Source organism: Actinorhabdospora filicis (genome assembly GCF_030269765.1).
In the GTDB taxonomy this organism is placed as follows: Bacteria; Actinomycetota; Actinomycetes; order Mycobacteriales; family Micromonosporaceae; genus Actinorhabdospora; species Actinorhabdospora filicis.
On the sequence record NZ_BSTX01000002.1, the window covers coordinates 79,248 to 97,186 of the forward strand.

Annotated in this window: 17 protein-coding genes; 5 read left to right on the forward strand and 12 right to left on the reverse strand. The window is 73.2% G+C overall.

The window, feature by feature from the left end; genetic code table 11:
* Positions 1-2 precede the first annotated feature (2 nt).
* The gene (locus QSK10_RS13140; RefSeq protein WP_285663046.1) at positions 3-323 is read left to right on the forward strand and encodes a hypothetical protein; all 321 of its coding nucleotides are present in this window, start codon (positions 3-5) and stop codon (positions 321-323) included.
* On the opposite strand, the gene QSK10_RS13145 is transcribed toward QSK10_RS13140, so the two are convergent.
* The 10 genes from QSK10_RS13145 to QSK10_RS13190 all read right to left on the reverse strand — a co-directional run bounded on the left by QSK10_RS13145 (position 305) and on the right by QSK10_RS13190 (position 12,058).
* A complete protein-coding gene (locus QSK10_RS13145; RefSeq protein WP_285663047.1) occupies positions 305-1,117 on the reverse strand; it encodes an ABC transporter ATP-binding protein in 813 nt (270 codons plus the stop codon). The two genes, QSK10_RS13140 and QSK10_RS13145, sit on opposite strands and share 19 nt — an antisense overlap.
* A complete protein-coding gene (locus tag QSK10_RS13150; RefSeq protein WP_285663048.1) occupies positions 1,117-2,160 on the reverse strand; it encodes a FecCD family ABC transporter permease in 1,044 nt (347 codons plus the stop codon). Before QSK10_RS13150 ends, QSK10_RS13145 begins: the two co-directional genes overlap by 1 nt.
* Positions 2,157-3,200, reverse strand: coding sequence for a FecCD family ABC transporter permease (locus tag QSK10_RS13155; protein ID WP_285663049.1), 1,044 nt, complete (start codon positions 3,198-3,200; stop codon positions 2,157-2,159). The genes QSK10_RS13150 and QSK10_RS13155 overlap by 4 nt, the downstream gene beginning before the upstream one ends.
* Positions 3,200-4,198 (reverse strand): ABC transporter substrate-binding protein, encoded by a 999-nt coding sequence (locus QSK10_RS13160; protein WP_285663050.1) that lies wholly within the window; start codon positions 4,196-4,198, stop codon positions 3,200-3,202. The genes QSK10_RS13155 and QSK10_RS13160 overlap by 1 nt, the downstream gene beginning before the upstream one ends.
* A 224-nt stretch (positions 4,199-4,422) precedes the next feature.
* On the reverse strand, positions 4,423-6,582 hold the full coding sequence (helR, locus tag QSK10_RS13165) for an RNA polymerase recycling motor ATPase HelR (protein ID WP_285663051.1): 2,160 nt from the start codon (positions 6,580-6,582) through the stop codon (positions 4,423-4,425).
* A 168-nt stretch (positions 6,583-6,750) separates the two neighbouring features.
* Positions 6,751-7,377, reverse strand: coding sequence for an SRPBCC family protein (locus QSK10_RS13170; protein WP_285663052.1), 627 nt, complete (start codon positions 7,375-7,377; stop codon positions 6,751-6,753).
* The gene (locus QSK10_RS13175; protein ID WP_285663053.1) at positions 7,377-7,745 is read right to left on the reverse strand and encodes an ArsR/SmtB family transcription factor; all 369 of its coding nucleotides are present in this window, start codon (positions 7,743-7,745) and stop codon (positions 7,377-7,379) included. The genes QSK10_RS13170 and QSK10_RS13175 overlap by 1 nt, the downstream gene beginning before the upstream one ends.
* Before the next feature lie 152 nt (positions 7,746-7,897).
* Complete coding sequence (locus QSK10_RS13180) at positions 7,898-9,028, reverse strand: epoxide hydrolase family protein (RefSeq protein WP_285663054.1); 1,131 nt, start codon at positions 9,026-9,028, stop codon at positions 7,898-7,900.
* Between the two features lie 76 nt (positions 9,029-9,104).
* Positions 9,105-11,045, reverse strand: a complete 1,941-nt coding sequence (locus QSK10_RS13185) for a glycosyltransferase family 2 protein (RefSeq protein ID WP_285663055.1) — start codon at positions 11,043-11,045, stop codon at positions 9,105-9,107.
* A 119-nt stretch (positions 11,046-11,164) separates the two neighbouring features.
* Positions 11,165-12,058, reverse strand: coding sequence for a LysR family transcriptional regulator (locus QSK10_RS13190; protein WP_285663056.1), 894 nt, complete (start codon positions 12,056-12,058; stop codon positions 11,165-11,167).
* Positions 12,059-12,129: 71 nt separating this feature from the next.
* Here QSK10_RS13190 and QSK10_RS13195 point away from each other — a divergent pair, with 71 nt between their 5' ends.
* The 3 genes from QSK10_RS13195 (at position 12,130) to QSK10_RS13205 (ending at position 14,995) form a co-directional block, all read left to right on the forward strand.
* The gene (locus tag QSK10_RS13195; RefSeq protein ID WP_285663057.1) at positions 12,130-12,972 is read left to right on the forward strand and encodes a dihydrodipicolinate synthase family protein; all 843 of its coding nucleotides are present in this window, start codon (positions 12,130-12,132) and stop codon (positions 12,970-12,972) included.
* A gap of 210 nt (positions 12,973-13,182) precedes the next feature.
* Entirely contained in the window at positions 13,183-14,607 is a 1,425-nt protein-coding gene (gene rox, locus QSK10_RS13200) for a rifampin monooxygenase (protein ID WP_285663058.1), read from the forward strand.
* A 43-nt stretch (positions 14,608-14,650) separates the two neighbouring features.
* Positions 14,651-14,995 (forward strand): cupin domain-containing protein, encoded by a 345-nt coding sequence (locus QSK10_RS13205; protein ID WP_285663059.1) that lies wholly within the window; start codon positions 14,651-14,653, stop codon positions 14,993-14,995.
* A gap of 50 nt (positions 14,996-15,045) precedes the next feature.
* Here QSK10_RS13205 and QSK10_RS13210 read toward each other — a convergent pair whose 3' ends face one another.
* Positions 15,046-15,900 carry an SDR family NAD(P)-dependent oxidoreductase gene (locus tag QSK10_RS13210; RefSeq protein ID WP_285663060.1) on the reverse strand — a complete coding sequence of 285 codons (855 nt, stop codon included), beginning with the start codon at positions 15,898-15,900 and terminating at the stop codon, positions 15,046-15,048.
* 70 nt (positions 15,901-15,970) lie between these two features.
* On the opposite strand from QSK10_RS13210, the gene QSK10_RS13215 reads away from it, so the two are divergent.
* A complete protein-coding gene (locus QSK10_RS13215) occupies positions 15,971-16,882 on the forward strand; it encodes a LysR family transcriptional regulator (protein WP_285663061.1) in 912 nt (303 codons plus the stop codon).
* On the opposite strand, the gene QSK10_RS13220 is transcribed toward QSK10_RS13215, so the two are convergent.
* Positions 16,879-17,934, reverse strand: a complete 1,056-nt coding sequence (locus QSK10_RS13220; protein ID WP_285663062.1) for a nuclear transport factor 2 family protein — start codon at positions 17,932-17,934, stop codon at positions 16,879-16,881. The genes QSK10_RS13215 and QSK10_RS13220 overlap by 4 nt on opposite strands.
* Positions 17,935-17,939: the final 5 nt, after the last annotated feature.

Consider the following 17,939-nt stretch of genomic DNA (forward strand, 5'->3'; position numbering starts at 1 on the left):
TCGTGGAGGAAGCCCTGATCGGCCAGTGGCGCGCCAAGTACTACGGCGCGATGGAGGACGCCGCCGTCGTCTTCGCCGCCGACGGCACCGGCTTCGCCGAGCACGCTCGCCCGATGGTCGAGGAGCGCGAGCACTTCACCTGGCGCGCCGAGGGCGACCGGCTGCGCCTGGTGTTCCACCGCTTCACCTACTCCGTCGGTGACGTCATCGAGGACGACGAGCCCATGGCGGGCGAGTGGGCGGGCGCGTGGCGGATCGAGGGCGCCGAGCTCGTCCTGGAGCCCGCCCTCAATGACGACGACCGTTACACGCGCGTCGGCTGAAGCTTGTGCCGCCCGAGCGGGATGACCAGCGGGGTTCCGCTGCGGGGGCAGGGCATGACGTCGCAGCGCAGCCCGAAGACCTCCTCGACCATCTCGGCGGTGACCACGTCGGCGGGCGCGCCCTCGGTCACCACGCGGCCCTGCTTCATGGCGATGAGGTGGTCGGCGTAGCGGCAGGCCAGGCTCAGCTCGTGCAGGACCATCACGATGGTGGTGCCGGTGCGGTGGTTGAGGTCGGTGAGCAGGTCCAGGACCTCGATCTGGTAGTTCACGTCGAGGTAGGTCGTGGGCTCGTCGAGCAGCAGGATGTCGGTGCCCTGAGCCAGGGCCATGGCGATCCACACGCGCTGCCGCTGGCCGCCGGAGAGCTGGGACAGCTTGCGGTCGACGAGCTCGGCGGTGCCGGTGGCCTCCAGCGCGGCGGCGACGGCGTCGTCGTCCTCGCGGGTCCAGCGCGCGAACCAGCCCTGGTGGGGGTAGCGGCCGCGGCTGACGAGGTCGCCGACGGTGATGGACTCCGGGGCGACGGGGGACTGGGGGAGCAGCCCGATCACCTTCGCCACGTCGATGCTGCGCATGTCGTGGACGGGCCGCCCGTCCAGGACGACGGCCCCGCCGCGCGGCTGGAGCAGCCGCGCGACCCCGCGCAGCAGCGTCGACTTGCCCGAGGCGTTGGCGCCGATGATCGCGGTGACCCGGCCGGTGGGGATGTCGGTGGTGACGCCGTCGACGATGGTCTTTGCGTCGTAGCCGAGGACGAGCCCGTCGACGGCGAGGGTGTGCCGGTCGGTCATCACGCTGCTCCGCTTCTGTTGGCGCGAACGATGATCCACGCGATGTAGGGCGCGCCGACGAAGCCGGTGACGACGCCCGTGGAGATCGGGGTGGCGAGGAGGTGCTGGGCGGCCAGGTCCGACAGCTGGACGAGGAACGCCCCCGCGCAGGCCGCGCGGAACACGCTCTCCCCGGCGCCGCCGGACAGCCGCGCGGAGATCGGCCCGGCCATGAGCGCCACGAACGCGATCGGCCCGGCCGCCGCGGTGGCCAGGGCCACCAGGATCACCGCGGCCAGGATGAGGATCGCCCGGTCGCGGCGGACGCTCGCGCCCAGCGCGGTGGCCGTCCCGTCGCCCAGTTCGAGTACGCGCAGGCGCCGCCCGAGCAGCGCCGAGGCGGGCAGCAGGACGGCGAGGGCGACGGCGAGCACGATGATGTCGGCCTGCTTGGCCATGCCGACCGAGCCGATGAGCCAGGACATGGCGGCCTTGGCGTCGGAGACGGTGGAGCGGGCCAGCAGGTAGGAGGTCGCCGAGGCCATCAGCGCCGAGACGCCGATGCCGACGAGGATGAACCGGTGGCCGCTGAGGCCGCCGCGCCCGGCCAGCAGGTGGATCCCGGCGGCGGTGGCGAAGCCGCCGAGGATCGCGGCCAGCGACAGCTGGTAGCCGGTGAGGTTCCACAGCGCGAAACCGGCGACGACCGCCACGTTGGCGCCCGAGGAGACCCCGAGGAAGTCCGGTGAGGCCAGCGGGTTGCGCAGGAGCCGCTGGAAGATCGCGCCGGAGGCGCCGAGCGCGGCCCCGACCAGCGGGGCGGTGATCGCGCGCGGCAGCCGCAGGTCCTGGACGATGAAGGTGTGCCACTTCTCGGCGGGCGCGCCGATCAGGGCCAGGATCACGTCGGTGGGGGCGACGGTGACGCTGCCGAAGCTCAGGGAGAACACGAAGACCACGGCGACCGAGGCGGTCAGTCCCGCCGAGAGGGCCAGGCCCCATCGGGCGCGGCGGCGGCGGTGGGCGCGGAAGGAGCGCGGGGGAGCGAGGGTCTTGGCCGTCACAGCTGCACCAGCCTCCGGAAGCGCGCCAGGGCGATGAACACCGGCGCGCCGACGACGCCGATGACGACGCCGACCTGGAGCTCGCCGGGGGCGACGACGACGCGTCCGGCGATGTCGCAGGCCAGCAGCAGGACCGGGCCCAGCAGCGCCGAGTAGGGCAGGATCCAGCGGTAGTCGGGCCCGCAGATGAAGCGCGCCAGGTGCGGGACCATCAGGCCCAGGAACGCGATCGGCCCGGCGGCGGCGGTCGCCGCGCCGCACAGGACGGCGATGAGGGCGAACAGGACGGTCCGGGTCAGCGCGACGGGCTGGCCGAGGGCGCGGGCGACGTCGTCGCCCAGCGCGAGGGTGTTCAGCGGGCGCCCGGCGAACAGCGCGATGAGCGAGGCGATGACCAGGAACGGCGCGAGCTGCCAGAAGACCGGCATGAACCGCCCGGACAGCGCGCCGACCTGCCAGAAGCGCATCTCGTTGAGCGCGTCGACGTTGGACAGCACGATGGCGGAGGTGACCGAGCCGAACACCGCGGTCACCGCGGCCCCGGCGAGGGCGAGTTTGACGGGGGTGGCGCCGTCGCGTCCGGTGGCGGCCAGTCCGTAGACCAGGACGGTGGCGATCCCGGCGCCGGCGAAGGCGAACCAGACGTACCCGGCGGCGCTCTGGACGCCGATGAGCATGATGCCGCCGACGATGGCCAGCGCAGCGCCGGAGTTGATGCCCATGATGCCGGGGTCGGCCAGCGGGTTGCGGGCCACGCCCTGCAGGAGCGTCCCGCCGAGCCCGAGGGCGGTCCCGACGACGATGGCCAGCAGCGTGCGGGGCACGCGCATGTCGCGGATGACGGTGAGGTCGGGGGACGTGGCGGTGGGGTCGAAGAAGGCGTCGAGGACGGTCTGGAGGGTGACCGAGCGCGAGCCGAGGGCGATGCTGAGGAACGCCAGGACGGCCACCGCGCCGAGGGCGATGAGCAGACCGCCGCCGAGCCCGATCCGCTTGACGGCGGTCGTGCCCGGCGGGGCCTTCTCGGCGGTGGCGACCACTAGTCGCCGATGTTCTCGTCGGCGCCCTGGATGAACGCGGTCAGCCGGTCCAGCTGCGCGGTGTAGTCGCTGTAGGTGTGCAGCCAGTAGGCGGGCCAGGTGGTCATCGCGCCGGCCGCGTAGGCCTTGATGGACTTGGCGATGGGCTGCGCGGCGAGCTTCTCCTGGTTGCCGGGGTGGTTGCGGTCGTCGAAGAGCAGCACGTCGGGCTGGTACTTGTCGGCGTTTTCGAAGCTGAGGGACTCCCAGTACGGGAACTCCGGGTCGGGCTTCTGCGGGTCGATGACCTTCAGGCCCCACTTCTGGAAGTCGAGCAGCTCCGGCGCGTACTTCGGGACGGCGATGGCGTAGGTGTTGTCGTAGGGGCCGATGGCCAGCGCGGTCAGGTTCGGCTTGGCGGCGGTGGCGGCCTGGAAGCGGGTCTTCGCCTCCTCGAACTTGCCGCGGGCGGCGGCGATGACCGACGGGTCGGCGCCCAGCGACTCGGCCAGCTTGGCGTAGCCCTCGATGACGCCGACGATGGAGTCGCCCTGCGCGGGGCCGACGACGTCGGCGAGCTCGGCGAGCTTCTTGGCGGAGTCCTCGACGCCCTCCTCCTGCCCGGAGTAGACCTTCTCCACCGGCCACCAGTCGGCCACGATCAGGTCGGGGGCGAGGGTGACGGCCTTCTCGGCGTCGATCTTGCCCCACTCCTCGCCGAGGATCGTGACGCCGGTGAAGTCGACGCCCTTGAGGCCGACGTCGGCGCCGACCTTGCCGTCGGCGTAGATGCCGACGGGCTTGATGCCGAACTCCATCAGCGCCTTGGCGGCGTAGGCGTGGGCGATGATGCGCTTGGGGGTCTTGTCGGCGGTGTAGGTCTTGCCGTCACCGGCGGTGTAGGACCAGGCGCCGCCGGCCGGGGACGGGTCGTCCTTGGCCTTCGCGCCGCAGCCGGTGAGGACGAGCGCGGCGGCGGTGAGCGCGGTGAGCGAGCTGAGGAGGGTACGGCGGCGCATGGGGGTGTGTCTCCACTGGTTCGAGAGCGACCGGGTCGGTGACTAAGGGGAGCCTCACCTGAATGAGGGCAGCCTTACCTTAGCGAAAGACGGACGGGAGATCCACCGGCCTCCCCCGCCCGACCTGCGCGTCCCTTATGGACCACCACCGCGCCCGGAGTGTCACCGCAGGTGGACGCGCGAACGCCCCCGCCAACCATGGCGGGGGCGTTCGTCAGCACCGGTCAGCTGCTGCGCAGCACCACCAGCTGCCGCGTCGCGCGCGTCATCGCCACGTACCGGTCCACCGCGCCCTCCACGCCCTCGCCGAAGTTCTCCGGGTCGACCAGGACCACCAGGTCGAACTCCAGGCCCTTCGACAGCGTCGGCGTCAGCGAGCGCACCCGCGCGGTCTCGGCGAAGGTCCCGTCACCGATCACGCAGGCCACGCCGTCGGCGTTCTCCGCCAGCCAGGCCGCCAGGATCGCGTCGCGCTCGCCGATGGCGCCGTGGACGACGGGGATGCCGCTGCGGCGGATCGAGGTCGGCACGTTGGCGTCGGGGATGGCCGCGCGGATGACCGGGGCGGCCTCCTCCATGACCTCCTCGGGCGTGCGGTAGTTGACGGTGAGGGAGGCCATCTCGACGTGGTCGAGGCCGACGCGGGCCAGGCGCTCGCGCCAGGACTCGGTGAAGCCGTGGCGGGCCTGGGCGCGGTCGCCGACGATGGTGAAGCTGCGCGAGGGGCAGCGCGATAGCAGCATCCGCCACTCGGCGTCGGTGAGCTCCTGTGCCTCGTCGACGACGATGTGCGCGAACGGCCCGGCGAGGGCGTCGCGGTCGGCGCTGGTCAGCGCGTCCTCGTCGATGATGACGCTCTGGGCGTCCTCGCCGCGCAGCATCGTCACCAGGCCCTCGCCGTCGGCGTCGGCGGCGATCAGGTCGTCGACGACGCGGGCCATCTCGGCGCGCGACTCGGCGACGGCGGCCTCGTGGCGGCGCTTGCGGGCCGAGACGGTGGCGTCGCCGAGGCGGCGGCGGGCGGCGTCCAGCAGCGGCAGGTCGGCCACCGTCCAGGCCCGGGCGTCCTCGCGCTTGAGCAGGCGGACCTCCTCGGGCGTCAGCCACGGCGCGCACTTGCGCAGGTAGGCCGGCACCGTCCACAGGTCGGCGACGATGTCGTCGGGGTCGAGCATCGGCCAGGCGCGGTTGAGGGCGGTGACCAGCTCCCGGTTGCGGCGGATCTCGGCCTCCAGCTGGTCCTCGGGGGCCTCGGAGCCCTTGTCCACCAGGATCGCCACCAGCTCGTCCATGATCTGGTCGCGGGCCTCGTTGTGGGGGACGCCGGGCTCGACGGCCTCGAAGGCGGTCACCCAGTCGCGGGCGGTCAGCCGCAGGTCCGACCAGTCGGTGGACACGGTCATGCCCTTGGCGGGCGGCTCTTCGTAGAAGCGCACGGCGGCGTCGATGGCGTCGACCATGGCCGAGGCCGACTTCAGGCGCGCGACCTCGGCGTCGCTCTCCTCGACCGCCCCGGCGCCCTCGGGCAGCAGGTGCCGCAGCGTGCAGGTGGTGACGCCCTCCTCGCCCAGGCTGGGCAGGACGTCGGCGACGTAGGCCAGATAGGGCTGGTGCGGGCCGACGAACAGCACGCCGCCGCGCCCGTGCCCCAGGCGCGGGTCGGAGTAGATGAGATAGGCCGAGCGGTGCAGCGCGACCACGGTCTTGCCGGTGCCGGGCCCGCCGTCGACGACCAGCGCGCCCTTGGACCCGGCGCGGATGATGGCGTCCTGGTCGGCCTGGATGGTGCCCAGGACGTCGCGCATGCGCTCGGAGCGGTTGGCGCCGAGGCTGGCGATGAACGCCGACTGGTCGTCCAGGGCCGCCTTGTGCCCCTCGAAGCCCTCGGCGGTGAAGACCTCGTCCCAGTAGTCGGTGATGGCCCCGGCCGTCCACCGGTAGCGGCGGCGCCCGGCCAGGCCCATCGGGTTGGCGTGGGTGGCGCCGAAGAACGGCTCGGCGGCCGGTGAGCGCCAGTCCACCAGCAGCTGCTTCCCGGAGGCGTCGGTGAGGCCGATGCGCCCGATGTAGACCGGCTCGGCGCCCTCCTCGGTGACCATCTGCCCCAGGCACAGGTCGAGGCCGAAGCGGCGCAGCGCGCGCAGCCGCGCGGTGAGGCGGTAGATCTCCTGGTCGCGGTCCAGGGCCTGCTGTCCGGCGCCGCCGGGCGCCCGGCGCTGCTCGTCGAGGCGCGCGGAGACCTCGGCGATGGTCTCGGCGAGCCGGTCGCCGATGGCCTTCAGGTGGCGCTCGTCGTCGGTGATGAGCGCGGGGTCGGCCTTCGCGGAGAGGCGATCGGGCAGGTCGAAGACACTCTTTTCCCGTGACACTTCGTCGGCTCCCATCGGTTCACGGCGCCCGGGCGCATGATCCGCCCGTGGTCGGACCGCCGATTCTGCACGACGCCCTTCGCGCTCAAGGGGACCCGGTGTACCGGTGTGAGTGGGCCCTGGGTTATACATTGAGAAGGGCGGGGAGAGAGCCCCGGCACGCGAGGTGCCGGGACCGTCCACTCAGGGCGTGTAGAACCGGCGGGTCTGCTCGGCCGCCGCCCGCGCCTTCTCCGGATCGGTGCCGTAGGCGACGCTCGCCGCGCACCACGCGTCGCTGCTCAATCGTGTGAACAGCTTGCCCTGCTCGGTCCCCGCCCACGCCTCGGCCTCGGCGGCGTCGTTGGGTTCGCCCGACGCCAGGTAGCGCCCCAGCCCCATGAAGGCCCCGTCCCAGCCGACCCCGACCGCGCCGGGCCCGTAGGTCTCCCACATCTGCTCCTCGACGCGCGCGAGGTGGACGAGGGTGAAGCGGGCGCCGTCGCCCTCGGGCGCCACCCCGACCTCGATCCAGCTGACGCCGCCGCCGAACTCCCACGTCGCGGTGAACGCGCGCGGCGGGTCGCAGCTCTCCACCGTCCCCGAGGCGTTGCCCTCCAGCTGGTACTTCCCGCCGACCTTGAGCTCGCCGCTCACCGGCAGGAACCACCGGCGGATGCGCCCGGCGTCGGTGACCGCCTCCCACAGGTCCTCGGCGGTGGTGGGATAGACCTGGCTGATCCGCATCTCCAGCAGCTCACCGGCCTCGTGGACGCGGTCGCCCAGCTCGCGGCTCACCGCGCTGATCTGACCGTCGACGTCGACGTTCATCACGTCGTCCTCACTTCCTCTCCCTGGTCCTCGCCGCCCGAAAGGCGCCGCTGCCGTTTGCCCCGGGCGATCTCGGTGGCGAGCGCGGCCAGCGGCGGCGCCCAGAACCGGCGGAACCGGTCCAGCCATACGTCCACGTCGCGCAGGGCGTCGGGACGCACGGCGTACAGCCGCCGCGTCCCCTGCGCCCGCGCGACCGCGAACCCGTTGTCCCGCAGCACCCGCAGGTGCTGCGACACGGCCGGTTGCGAGATCCCGAACTCCGCCCGGATCACCTCGCACACCGCGCCGGAGGTGAGCTCGCCCTCGGCGAGCAGCTCCAGGATCCGGCGGCGGACGGGATCGCCGAGTACGTCGAAGGCGTGCACACGGCTACCATATCACTCGCCACTTATATAAGTCCCGACTGCTATAAGGTTCTTCCCGGGCGCCTCCACTCTGCGCGACCGGCACCGGCCGCGCCCGCCGTTCGGGGCAAAAAGAAGGCCCCGGCCGAAGCCGGGGCCGTACATCGCCGCCGCTACTTCGCGGTCGCCGTGGTGAAGAAGTCGCGCAGGTCGGCCAGGCTGCCGGCCGGCTCCAGATGGTCGGCGTAGTGCCCGCCGCGCTCGTGGGTGCGCCACTGCACGATGTCGCGGTGGTCGCGCTCGGCGAAGCGCCGGATCGAGGCGAAGTCACCACCGTGGACGGCCACCCCGAACGGCACCGTCGTCGGCTCGGTCCCGGCCGGGTTGTGCTTGTCCTCGTAGTAGTAGCGGATCGAGGAGGCGCCGGTCCCGGTCAGCCAGTAGACGAAGGCGTTCCCGATCACGAACTCGTCGTCGACCTCGGTGCCCATCAGCTGGTCCATCCAGGCCAGCAGGCCGGTGGGGGAGTCGGCCAGGGCGTGCGCGAGCGTCCCCGGCTGCTGGCTGTGCAGCACGTTGAAGGCGCCCTTGGCCTCCCAGAACCACTGGAGGATGCCCAGGGCCGCGCCCTCCTCCTCGGTCAGGTCGTCCATCTCGCCGGGCGCGCCGCTGGGGAACGAGAAGGCCTGGTTGACGTGGACGCCGATGACGCGCTCGGCGGCCACACGCGCGACCTCGGGGGAGACCATCGAGCCGCCGTCGTTGCCGTGCAGGCCGAAACGCTCGTAACCCAGGCGGCTCATCAGCTCCAGCCAGGCGAGCGCGGTCCGGCGGGTGCCCCAGCCGCGCTCGGTGGTCGGCCCGGAGAAGCCGAAGCCGGGCAGCGAGGGGATGACCAGGTGGAAGGCGGGACCGTCTGAACCATGTGCCTTGGGATCGGCGAGGGCGTCGGCGATGTCCAGGAACTCCAGCACCGAGCCGGGCCAGCCGTGGGTCAGCAGCAGCGGGATGGCGTCGGGCTCGGGGGACACGACGTGCAGGAAGTGGATGTTCTGCCCGTCGATCTCGGTGGTGAACTGCGGGTACGCGTTCAGCCGCGCCTCCAGCGCCCGCCAGTCGAAGCCGTCCAACGCGTACTCGACCAGGTGCCGCACCCGCGAGGTGGACACGCCGTAGTCGTCACCGGCGCCGTCGACCTCCTGGGCGAAGCGGGTGTCGCGCAGGCGGCGGTTGAGGTAGTCCAGCTCGGCCTGCTCGATCGCGACGGTGAAGGGGGTGACGGCGGCGCTCTTGTTCTCGGTCATGCCATCAATCTACGTGCCCTTGCGGACAGGTTCCGTCCTCAATCGGTCCTTTTTGCACAACGAGTGTTTTGATTCACTATCGCAGACGGCCGATCACCCGCCGGACCAGCCCCGAGCGCTTCAGCGCCCGCCGCACCCACGCGCCCGCGCCGACCCGGATCACCAGCGCGCCCCTGGCGTCCACCGCGACCTCCCGGAAACCGTGGCGGGGCAAGGGTTTCGCCACCGGCGTGACCGGGACGCCCGCCGTGCCCCAGGCCAGGCTCGCCCGCCAGACGCCCACCGCGAGCCCGCGCAGCACCGCCGCCGTGACGGTGACGCCGAAGCGCCCGTCCCCGGCCGTGCCCGCCACCTCCACGGCGCCGCCGGGGCCGCTGAGCCGCAGCACCGGCGCGCTTCCGGCGCGCTCGGGCAGCCGTCCGGTGACGGTGAGCGCGCCGTCCCTCATCCGGGCGTCCATGGCGAGCACGGCCCGCGCGGCGGCGCGGGTGAGCCCGGAATCGAAGCTCAGATTGCCGTAGGGGTGGGTGTAGTAGGTGCCGATCAGCCGCCCGCCGGCCAGCGCGACGGTCTCGGCGGTGCCGACATCGGACGTGCGCAGCGAGCCCACCCGGGCGCCGCGGCGCAGGAGCCCGGCGGCGGCCTCGATGTGGACGTCCCACAGGCCCTCGCCGAGCCCGGACAGGTCCTCCAGCGTGATGGCCCAGCGCCGGGCCTCGCCGGTCGCGTCCTCCAGGACCGGGGCCCCGGTCTCGGCGAGGACGAGGGGCAGCCGCTTCTCGTCGGCGCCGTCGCGGCGGCGCAGGATCAGCTCGGCGCCGGTGAGCGCGAAGCCGTCGACGCGGACGTGCCCGGCGAGGGCGTACCCTGCCCCGGTCCACTCGGCGCGGGTCAGCTCGTAGCGGATCCGCAGCTCGCGGGTGACCTCGTGGTCGGCATCGGACAGTCCCGGGGTCGTGCGGAAGGTGGCGTAGGCGGCGAAGGCGCGATCGCCCTCCACGACGATCCGGCCGGGCTCGCCCTTGGTGGCCGCGACGTCGAGGAGCGCGTCGAGGTCTCCGTCGGCGATCAAACGCAGCTTGACGCGCTCGAAGGCGGGCAGCGACGCCAGCAGCCCGGCGTCGAGGTAGGGGGCGATGTAGCCGCCGAACTCCTTGACGTAGAGCTCCCGGGCCTCCCGGTCGGTCTCGCGTCGCAGGTGGTGGACGAAGGTGCTCTGCTCGACGGTGAGGTGGCGGCGCAGCAGGGCATCGCGTTTGGGACCGGCCTCGACGGTGGGCAGGAAGTCCTCGAAGATGTCGCGCATGTGCGGCAGTCGCGGTCCCACGCCGGGGGTGCTGGTGATGTGGTCGGCGTCCTCGCGGCTGGTCAGGAAGTAGCAGTCGTAGTCGGCGACCACCGAGACCACCGAGGCGGCGACCAGCGCGCGGGCCATGAACGGCATGTCGGAGGCCACCGGGATCCCGAGCGGGTACCGCAGGCGGTGCTCGATGAGGAACGCGCGCCGGAACAGCCGCTGGGACAGCAGCGACCAGTAGACCCGGGAGTCGTAGACGTCGGCGCGGGGGATGCTGAAGCGGTACACCGAGGCGGCGACCAGGCGCCCGTTGACGCCGACCTGCTTGCCGTAGACGATGTCGGAGCCGTTGGCCTCGGCCATCGCGGCCATGCGTTCGAGCGCCTCCGGCCCGAGGTAGTCGTCGGCGTCGGCGAAGAACACGTACCGGCCCCGCGCCAGCTCCACCCCGAGGTTGCGGGGCGCGGCCGGGCCGCCGCAGCCGGCCAGGTGCACCACCCGCACCCACGGGTGCTCGGCGGCGTAGGCGTCGAGGAACGCGCCCGTCCCATCGGTCGAGCCGTCATCGACGGCGATCAACTCCAGTTGACCGGTGCCGACGCTCTGCGCGCGGACGCTGTCTAAACACTCCCGCAGGTAGGGCATCGCGTTGTACGCGGGCACCACCACCGACACGAGCGGATCCGCGCCGCCCCGCCCCCGGACGGTCTCCAGGCTCACGCGCCCCCACCTTCGCTCCGCCCCGTGGAACATCGAGATGCGGTCCCCCGGACCGTCCCCCCATTGTGGAGTCGCCCGGCGGCGGCGAAATCACCCGGACATCCGGTCCGCCCCGGCCGTCAGGTCAGGCCCCGCAGGTACCCCTCCGTCGCCGCCCGCACCGCCTCCGCGCACGCCGCCACCGCCGGATGCCCGCCCGCGCCGCGCCGGTGCGCGGTGCTCGTGCGCCGCCGGATCGGCAGCGGCAGCAGCCGCACCGCCGCCGAGACCTCCGCCACGCCCAGCTGCGGGACCAGCGCCACCCCCAGCCCGGCGGCGACCAGCGCCAGCACCGCGGTGAAGTCGTCGACGTGATGGCGGACGCGCGGGGTGTAGCCCGCCGCCTCGCACGCCCGCAGCGCCACGGTGTGGCAGAGCGTCCCGGGCGTGCCCAGGATCCAGTCGGCCTCACGCGCGCCGGGCAGCCCGAGTTCGCCCGCGTGCGCCGGGACGGCCAGGTAGACCGTCTCCTCCAGCAGCGGCGTGGCGTCCAATGTGGGGTCGGGCGCGGCGGGCACCAGGTCGTAGTCGTGGACGAGGGCGACGTCCAGGACCCGCTCGCGCAGCGCGTCCGGCATCGCCACCGGATCCAGCTCGCTGACCATCAGGTCGAGCCCGGGATGGTCGCGGGCGAGCGAGGCCAGCGCGGCCGGCAGCAGCGTCCGCACCGCCGTGGGGAACGCGCCGATGCGGACCATGCCGCGCAGCCCGCCGCGCGCGGCGGCGAGGGTGGCGTCGGCGGCCTCCAGCGCGGCCAGCACGGTCTCGGCGTGCGCGACGAGCGCGGCGCCCGCCGGGGTGAGCCGCACGCCGCGCCCGTCGCGGGCCAGCAGCTCCACCCCGGCCTCGCGCTGCAGGAGCGTCAGCTGCTGGGAGACCGCCGAGGCCGAGTAGGAGTGCGCCCGGGCGACGGCGGCGATGGTCTTCAGGCGGGCCAGATCGCGGAGCAGGCGCAGGCGCCGGACATCGAGCATAAGCTCAGCTTACGAAACCCCTCGCGAATCGGCGCTGGTGCTTTCGGGTCGTCCCGCGCAGGATGAGGATCATGACCATCGAAGGCCTGTTCATCCCCCTCATCACCCCGTTCGCCACCACCGGCGAAGTCGACCTCGCCGCGCTCGAAGCGCTCGCCCACACCGTCCTCGACGACGGCGCCGACGGCCTCGTCGCCCTGGGCACCACCGGCGAGCCGGGCTCGCTCACCGAGGACGAGAAGCGCGCCGTCCTCGACGTCGCCGCCCGCGTCGCGCGCGAGCGCCGGGCACCGCTACTGGTCGGCGCCACACCGCCGGAGGCGCTGGCGCGCCCCGAGATCACCGCCGCGCTCGCCGTCGTCCCGTCGTTCGTGCGCCCGGGCGAGGACGGCGTCGTCGCCCACTTCGCCCGGCTCGCGGCCGACTCGCCCGTCCCGGTCGTCGCCTACGACATCCCCTACCGGACCGGCCAGTACCTCACCGCCGGCGCGCTGCGCCGGGTCGCGGCGATCCCGGGCGTGGTGGGCGTGAAGTACGCCGGTGGCGGCGTCAACGCCGACACCATCGACCTGCTGGCCGATCCGCCCGCCGGTTTCGCGATCCTCGGCGGCGACGACCTGTTCATCTCGCCGCTGCTGGCCCTGGGCGCGCACGGCGGCGTGTTGTCCTCGGCGCACGTGGCCACCGCCGACTTCGCCGAGCTGATCGCCGCCTGGCGCGCCGGGGACGCCGCGACCGCCCGCGCCCTCGGCCACCGGCTGTCGCCGCTGTCGGCGGCGCTGTTCGCCGAACCGAACCCGACGGTGGTCAAGGGCGTCCTGCACGCGCGCGGCCAGATCCCCACCGCCGACGTGCGGCTGCCGCTGCTGGCGGCGGGCGAGACCTCGGTCAAGGCGGCGCTCCAGCGGGCATGAAAAAGGGCGGGAGAACCTCCCGCCATATCTAACATATACCGCACATGGGGGCTTGCGGCAAGACCCGGGTCATGGCGCATGATCTACGGACCGCGCGCTCAGCCCGCCCAAGACGGGCATTCCCGAACCCTGGCGGTTCGGGATGAAAAGTCCGCGCGGCGGGTCGCGCGAGCGGCCCGCGGACCACATGGAACGGGGCGGAAAGAACTCATGACCGACGTCATCGTCGCCGGAGCCGGGCCGGCCGGTCTCATGCTCGCCGCCGAGCTGAGGCTGCACGGCATCGAGGTGCTCGTGCTGGAGAAGGACGCCGAGCCGACCAAGGTCGTCCGCGCGCTGGGCATGCACGCGCGCACCATGGAACTGCTGGAGCAGCGCGGCATCCTCGACCGCTTCACCGCACTGGGCACCACCCATCCCCTTCACGGCTTCTTCGCCGGGATCCGCAAGACCGGGCCGGTGCGCCTGGACACCACCCACCCCTACGTCCTGAGCCTCCCGCAGACCATCACCGACCGGCTCCTCGCCGAGCGCGCCGCCGAGCTGGGCGCGGTGATCCGGCGCGGCGTCGCCGTCACCGGCCTCGCCCAGGACGGCGAGGGCGTCACCATCGAGCTCTCCGACGGGTCCCGCGAGCGCTGCCGCTACCTCGTCGGCTGCGACGGCGGGCGCAGCACCGTCCGCAAGCTCCTCGGCGTGGCGTTCCCCGGCCAGCCCAGCCGCAACGACACGCTGCTGGGCGAGATGGAGCTGACCGCCTCGCAGGAGGAGCTGATGTCGGTGATGACCGAGGTCCGCAAGACCCAGCTGCGGTTCGGCGCGATGCCCCTGGGCGAGGGGGTCTACCGCGTCGTCGTCCCCGCCGAGAGCGTCGCCGAGGACCGCTCGGTCCCCCCGGAGCTCGACGAGTTCAAGCGCCAGCTCACCGCCATCGGCGGCACCGACTGGGGCGTCCACTCCCCGCGCTGGCTGTCGCGCTTCGGTGACGCCACCCGCCAGGCCGAGCGCTACCGTGTCGGGCGCGTCTTCCTCGCCGGCGACGCCGCCCACATCCATCCCCCGACCGGTGGCCAGGGGCTGAACCTGGGCGTCCAGGACGCGGTCAACCTCGGCTGGAAGCTCGCCGCCGCCGTGACCGGCACGGCGCCGGACAACCTGCTCGACACCTACGAGAGCGAGCGCCACCCCGTGGCCGCGGCGGTCCTGGACAACACCGCCGCCCAGATGCACCTGATGACCCTCGATCCCGGCGCCCAGGCCGTCCGCCGGCTCATCGAGAACCTCATGGACTTCGAGGAGGTGACCCGGTACCTGCTGGAGAACATCATCGCGATCGGCATCCGCTACGACTTCGGCGAGGGCCCCGACCTGCTGGGCCGCCGCCTGCGCGACGTCCGCCTCAAAGGCGGCCGCCTCTTCGACCTGACCCACGACGGCCGCGGGCTCCTGCTCGACCAGACCGGCGAGCTGTCGGCCGAGGGCTGGTCCGATCGCGTGAACCACCACGCCGACGTGGCCGAGGAGCTGGACGCGCCCGCCGTCCTGCTGCGCCCCGACGGCCACGTCGCCTGGGTCGGCGACGACCAGGCGAGCCTGCGCGAGGCGCTGCGGACCTGGTTCGGCGCGCCCGCCTGAGCGCGGCCCGTAGACTCGAACGCCCCTCAAGGCAGGAGCCCCCGTGCAGCTGTTCCAGTTCGACCGCGCCGAGAACCTCATCGACCGCTTCGGCAGCATCGGCGCCACCGCCACCCGGGTCGCCAAGGGCGAGGGCCGCCTCCAGCTCACGTGCCTGACCATCGCCGCCGGTGGGACCATCGGCGAGCATCCGGCCCCGGTGCGGCAGATCTTCCTCGTCATCGCCGGTGAGGGCTGGGTCGCCGGACCCGACGGCGAGCGCGTCCCGGTCGCGGCCGGGACGGGCGTCGAGTGGGAGCCGGGCGAGGAGCACACCTCCGGCAGCGAGACCGGCATGACGGCGCTGGCGCTGGAGGGCACCTCGGTGGAGGTGTTCACCGCCGAGTAGCGCCGGACGGGCCGGCCCGAACGGCCTTCACGGCCGTTCGGGCCGGTCTCTCACGGCGTCAGCAGCGCGTCCTGCGCCAGCGGCGGAGTCCCGGAGCGCCAGTCGAGGACCTCGCCGAACTGCACCAGTTCGCCGTACTGGCGGGCGTCGGCGGGGGTGAAGACCAGGTCCAGGATCGCCCGCGCGGCCTCCTTGGGCGACTGCACGGCGGGGTAGTCGCCGAACCAGGGCCGGGACGTGGCCGTGTCGACCATGCCGGGGCACACCGAGGCGATCAGCGTGTCCTCGGCGAGGTCGCGCTCGCGGCGGTTCGCGGCGAGCGCGCGCACGGCGGCTACCTGGGCGACCTTGGAGGGCACATTGAGCCACAGTGGCCACCCGGCCTCCTGGGCGGTGCCGTTGTGGACGGCGGCGCGCCAGGATTCCACGGCGTACTCGACCTGGTCGAGGGTGGCGCCGTCGAAGAGGTGGTGGAGGCGCGGGTCGAGGTGGCCGAGGGTGCCCAGGGCGCTGGCCACGACCAGGAGGCGCCCGCCGGGCCGCAGGATCGGCGCGAAGGAGCGCAGGACGGCGTGGGTGGCGGTGTTGGACACGTCGATGAACTCGTCGGCGCGCGCCGACTGGGAGTCGGTGGGTCCCACGCGGGCCACGGCGTTGGAGATGACGATGTCGACGCCGCCGAGCTCGGCGGCCAGGCGGGCGATGGCCTCGGTGTCGGTGACGTCGAGGACGCGGCCCTCGACGTTGGCGGGCAGCGCGGCGGCGGCCTCGGCGACCTTGCGCGGGTCGCGTCCGGTGAGCAGGACGGTGTCCACGTCGGACAGCCGGGTGGCCAGGCCCTCGGCGAGGGCGAGGCCGAGGCCCTGGTTGGCGCCGGTGACGAGTGCGGTGCGGGGTGATGTCATGCCTTGACGGTAGGCCACCGATGATCATGCGTCCAACGAGACTATGGAACTAGTAGTATGCGTAAACGTCATGGACTTCACCGATGTCTCCCTCACCGCGCTGCGGGTCTTCCGGGCGGTCGCCGACCAGGGCACCTTCACCGCCGCCGCGGTCTCGCTGGGCTACACGCAGTCGGCGGTCTCCCGGCAGATCGCCGCCATCGAGCGCGCCGCCGGTGCGTCGCTGCTGGAGCGCCGCCGTGACGGGGTCCGCCTGACCCCGGCCGGGCGGGTGGTGATGCGCCGGGCGGTGGTCGTCCTCGACGAGATCGACGCCGCCGCGCGCGAGCTGAGCGGCCTGCCCGGCGGTGCGGTGACCGTGCGCCTGGGCTGGGTGCCCACGGCGGGCGCGACGGTCGTCCCGAAGGCCCTGGCGGCGCTGCGCCACAGCGACCCGGGCATCGAGGTGCGCACCCGCGAGGGCAACACCCCCGCCCTGGCCCGGGCCCTGCGCGCGGGCGCGGTGGACCTGGCGCTGCTGGCCTCGGCGCCGCCGTTTCGCCCGCCGGACGACGAGTCGCCCCCGCTGGCCGTGCGCACCCTCACCGAGCGGCCACTATGCCTGGCGGTGCCCGAGGGGCATCCGCTGGCCCGCGCCGACTTCGCCGACGTGGAGGACCTGCGCGGGCAGCGCTGGATCGCCGGTTCCCCCGCCGACGGCGACCGGGTCATGGGCGTCTGGCCGGGCCTGGGCGAGCGGCCCGAGATCGCCCACACCGCCCGCGACTGGCTCGCCAAGCTCCACCTGGTCGCCGCCGGGCTGGGCGTCACCACCGCCCCGGCCTCGCTGGCCGGGATCGCCCCGCCGGGCGTGCGGATCCTGCCGGTACGGGGCGGGCCGCTGGAGCTGCGGCGGCTGGTCGTCGCGCGCGTCCCGGGCCCGCCCGACGAGGCGGTGAACCGGGTGGCCGCCGCGCTGCGGGCGGCGGCCCTGGCGTCCTAGAGTTTCGCGCAGTGGATCGGTTCGAGCCCGTTCCAGGAGCGTTCGGCCGTCATCAGCGGGCCGACGCCGCCCAGGCCGACGGTGACGAAGTACAGCTCGCCGGTCAGCGTGCAGTCCAGCCCGAACTTCTCGCTCCCGGCGTGCTCGCCGGTCAGCGTGATCCGCCCCGGCCTGGTGGTCTGGATCGCCCACCGGTCGCCGTACTCCACCGGCGGCCACAGGATCGCGACCTCCACCTCGGGGTACTCCTCGACCTTCCAGGTGATGCCGTGCGGGGCGTCCAGGCCCAGCTCGGCGGCGTCGAAGTGGCAGGCGGCGGGGTCGACGCGGTCGGTGATCGCGGTGCAGGCGTCGATGGCGGTCCTCGTGGCGGCCTTCGCCGACTCGGTCGTCTTCGGGCCGAAGGACACCGTCCCGTCGGGCATCGCCATGGTCGGCTCGGCCTGCTCGGGCAGCACCATGACCGTCTTGGGGCGCCCGGCGACGTCGAGGACGCCGGTGCGGTCGGTGTAGAAGTCGTAGACGCCGGGGAAGACCAGGAACTTCGCGCGCTGGTCGGCCAGGTCGAGCATGATGCCGTTGGCCTCGCCGTAGGCGAGGCTGGACATGGCGAAGGTGACCACGCCGTAGGGGTTGTTCAGCCGCCACTCGTTGCCGGCGAGGGTCAGCGAGACCGTCGCGTTGTGCGTGCCGGGCGGGCCGGTGACGGTCACGATCGCCACGGCGGTGTCATCGCCCTCGGTGACCCGGATTTCGGTGACCCGCCAGTCGTGGCGGATCGCGCGCGGCACGAGGAAGTCGGTGGCGTACCCGTCCTCGACGCCCTCGGGGACCATCGCGCGGGCGGTGTCGACGTCCCCGGCCAGCACGGCGTCGAAGAAGCCGCGCACCACCGACCCGGGGGTCTCGCGGGTGGCCGTGCGCATCGCGAACACCCCGGCGATGACGACGATTAAGGCCAGGAACGCCGCCGCCCAGGCCACCTTCCGGGAACGGACCCTGATCGGCGGGAACGGCTTGCGCGCGGCCGGTGCTTCCTCGGCTGTCTCCATCGACG